The 3,473-nt window shown below is 43.4% G+C and carries 3 protein-coding genes; all 3 read right to left on the reverse strand.

Going from position 1 to position 3,473, the window contains the following annotated elements:
- Positions 1 to 85: 85 nt before the first annotated feature.
- Genes DOT_RS07510 through DOT_RS07520 form a run of 3 tightly spaced genes read right to left on the reverse strand, consistent with a single transcriptional unit; the run spans position 86 to position 3,321 of the window.
- The gene (locus DOT_RS07510; RefSeq protein WP_009616541.1) at positions 86 to 1,114 is read right to left on the reverse strand and encodes a tyrosine-type recombinase/integrase; all 1,029 of its coding nucleotides are present in this window, start codon (positions 1,112 to 1,114) and stop codon (positions 86 to 88) included.
- Positions 1,107 to 2,084: a tyrosine-type recombinase/integrase gene (locus DOT_RS07515; RefSeq protein WP_009616543.1), complete on the reverse strand. Its 978-nt coding sequence runs from the start codon at positions 2,082 to 2,084 to the stop codon at positions 1,107 to 1,109. The genes DOT_RS07510 and DOT_RS07515 overlap by 8 nt, the downstream gene beginning before the upstream one ends.
- On the reverse strand, positions 2,068 to 3,321 hold the full coding sequence (locus DOT_RS07520; protein WP_009616545.1) for a site-specific integrase: 1,254 nt from the start codon (positions 3,319 to 3,321) through the stop codon (positions 2,068 to 2,070). The genes DOT_RS07515 and DOT_RS07520 overlap by 17 nt, the downstream gene beginning before the upstream one ends.
- Positions 3,322 to 3,473: the final 152 nt, after the last annotated feature.

Raw genomic sequence — 3,473 nt, forward strand, 5'->3', positions numbered from 1 at the left:
ATTATGGTGAGAGATATAAAATGGTGAGTGACGACAGTAAATCCGCCAAACCAGCAATTAGCTCATCAATTCACTCACCATTTTATCATTGACGGCCAAGCGAAATAAGGAAGTCCATTAGGTTTTTGTCATCGGACCAATCAGGGAGTTCGCTTGTCGGCAGAATGTCGACATATGCTGCCTCCAGTGCTTTTCTCCGTGTCTCAGTATCCGCCTTGGCGTAGATTTGAGTGGTACGGCAATCGCTATGTCCAAGGAAATCCCTTATGTAGATCAGGTTAACACCAGATTGAAGTAAATGAACACTTTTGCTGTGGCGAAAAACATGCGGTGTGACAGGAAAACGCACGTTGAATCCATCGCACAGGCTAGCCAAACCGACATATTTATCAATGATGTAAGATATACCCCACCGTGTAAGCTGCTGTTTCTTCTGGTTCACAAATACATACCGTTCTCCGCCGCTAACTCCATTGTTGCTCGAACTGCACCGCAAATGTGATTCCAAGAGATTTTTTGTTTTCTCCGTGATTGGAACATGGCGAGTCTTTTGACCTTTACCATGCAAAGTGATCACAGCAAGCTTATCCAAACGTAAATCCTTAACTTTCAAATCTATGATCTCCTGAACTCTTGCAGCGCTGTCGTACAATACGGCCATCAGTACCATATCCCGAAGTCCTTTTTTGGTTGAGGGGACAGGCATCGACAGCAGTATTTTCATTTCTTCACCAGTCAGGAATGGCACAACTGTTTTTGCACACTTTTTATCAGGAATATTCAGTATCCTCTGAAACTCAAACAGGTTCTCAGGAGACTGTTTCTGTACAAACCTGACAAATGAATGGATTGCCACCAACCGTTGATTTCTGGTCGTTACAGTACAGTTCCGCGTAGATTCGATCCAGTTCAGAAAGTCAACAATCGTGTCACGGGTCAAATCCTCCATGGACAGGCGCTCAGGAGTGATCGCTTTGGTCTGTTCGAAGAAGAAAAGCAGCAGTTTAAAAGTCACGGAGTACGACTGGATAGTGTGGTGGCTGACATTCTTCTCGCCGGGCAGATATTTGCCGAGGAACTTCGTGAGGTAATACGGCAAGTCAGCCTTAGTCATAAATGATCCCACCTTCCGGTATAACGTATCCGAACTCTGCTTCAACACGCCGTACAATATCAGGATATAGGTCAGATGTCAGTCGCAGATAGTATTGGGTGGCACGGAAGTCCGAATGCCCCATGTATGCCGACAGGTATGGCAGCATAACAGTCAGTTCGTTCCCGGCCAAAACCCACTTTTTAAGGCATTTGACGGCAAAGCCATGACGAAAGCTGTGAATCCGGGGACCTACGTCCGTGTGGGGAATGTCAGCCATAAGTAAATAATCCCTGAAATGGTTGTAAGCTGTACTCTTGTCCATCTGCCCCATAGTTCCATTATGGCAACCTGGGAAAAGCCACATTCTATCATCGCTGTATCGATGGAATCCCTTCATGAAAGGGATAATACGTTTTGATAGACTATCGGCCATGGGAATCAATCGATCCTTCATGTTTTTTGCAGCACGGATTGTGGCGATTCCAGATTCTATATTTACATCCTTGAGAACGAGATTCAGCGCCTCAGAAATTCTTACGCCTGTGCTATACAAAAATCTAAACATCACTGGATCAACTGCATTCCTGTATGAATTATGTGCATGCGGATAATTGTCTATGGTTGTGAATATTCGGCGAGTTTCGTCATCCGTTAAGATTTTGGGAACAAATTTGCAACGTGGAAGCTTCGTTTTAACTTCCACTATATATGCATGGTATCCTCTGTCAGCCAGATACATCGCGAAGTCCCGCATCAGCACTTCTTTGTTGTAGTGAGTTCCTGGACGTTCATTTGGATCATAGATAAAGTCGTTGACGATTTCTTTTGTAAGGGTGCTTCCTTCAAAGCCGTTGCTATAATAAAATGTATCGAAGTGTCGTAGGTAGCGTTCCTGAGTTTCAAATTTCATTCCAGTCTGCTGTTTGAGTGAAATATAGTTCTGGGCAGCCTCCGCAAATTCGCTTTTCCATTTATATACTGTTTTCACTGACAAACACCTCCTCCGGATCGAGTGCGCATTTGCGCAACCCTTCAATGTCGATCTTAAGGTATATGCTTGTAGTGTTGACAGACTGATGCCCCAGCGCTTCTGATATGATGGGCAGTGGTGATTTGATTTCAAGCATGTTCCCCGCCAATGTACTTCTCAAGGAGTGCATCCCATGCCACTGGCTTCCAGGCATGTTCAGACCCGCTTTCAGAATATATCGATGGAGCTCTTTATTGAAGGAGTTGCGATCACCAAATGCGTTAAAAGGTGCTCTGTGCCTGACAAATAGGCATTCACTGTTTGTGTCGGGTCGACCATTTTGCAGATAGTCGATGATGGCCCAACCGATATCCTTTAACAATGGTAATTCAATCGGTTGACCGGTTTTAGCCATTTTTAGATTTATTGTTTTCCGGTTCCAGTCAATGGACGATTTTTTTAGGCTTCTGATGTCCCCAATCCTGAGCCCCAACCGGATGGCAATCAGAAGTATTGCGTAATCGCGCTTGCCTTTAGGGTCGTCACGATCTATTGCACAGAGCAGCTTTTGTATGTCTGTTTTAGACCAGACATACGGAATCGAAGCATTGCGGGGAGTGCGTACTTTGGGGAGCATGGGTACCAAATCATCTGCGATATATCCTTGTTCATATAGAAACGAGAAGAAATTTCTGAATACATACAGGAAAGTTCCAACATACTTGACTGCTTTGTTTTTTAATGTTTTTAAATAATTCTCGATATGCCTGATGGTAATATCTGATGGCGATGTGACTCCTTGTGTTACCAAAAAATTCATTAAAAGCTGCATTTTTTGGGTATTTGATTCTATTGTTGCTTTGCTGTATCCGCGATAGTTCAACTCTTCGCAGAAGGCTTCATATTCTGACTTGAAACATGCTGGGCAGACAAACGGCGGTTTCGTCCTCCGAACATCAGGGAGAAATTGTCCGTCTTGCAGATAGCGCAGTAATAGCAGTAATGGCCGCATACGGTAAGCAACTCTATTATTTGATATGACACATTCGAAATGCTCAAAACGCTGACCGGTTTTTGCGTATATGTATTCCAGACAGAGGCTTTCATCAATCTCGGTAATACTGTTGTCTGACAAATACTGTTCGAATACATGGTATGCGGTTTCGAAATTCTTGAGACTGCTCGGCGATGTTCCACGCAGTCTCATAGATTCCATGATAGCCAACATGGCACCATGGATGTCTTGGTTTTTCAATATAATCATCCTCCTTAAAACAGCAATAATGCTTGTCTGATAAGGATGATTATACATAAAATGGTGAGTGTTTTGCTCCGATGCCAAACTAAATGCCTGAATCTACAGCATTAAATAAAATTACTCACCATTTTATATCTCTCACCATAATG

This window comes from Desulfosporosinus sp. OT, from assembly GCF_000224515.1.
In the GTDB taxonomy this organism is placed as follows: Bacteria; Bacillota; Desulfitobacteriia; order Desulfitobacteriales; family Desulfitobacteriaceae; genus Desulfosporosinus.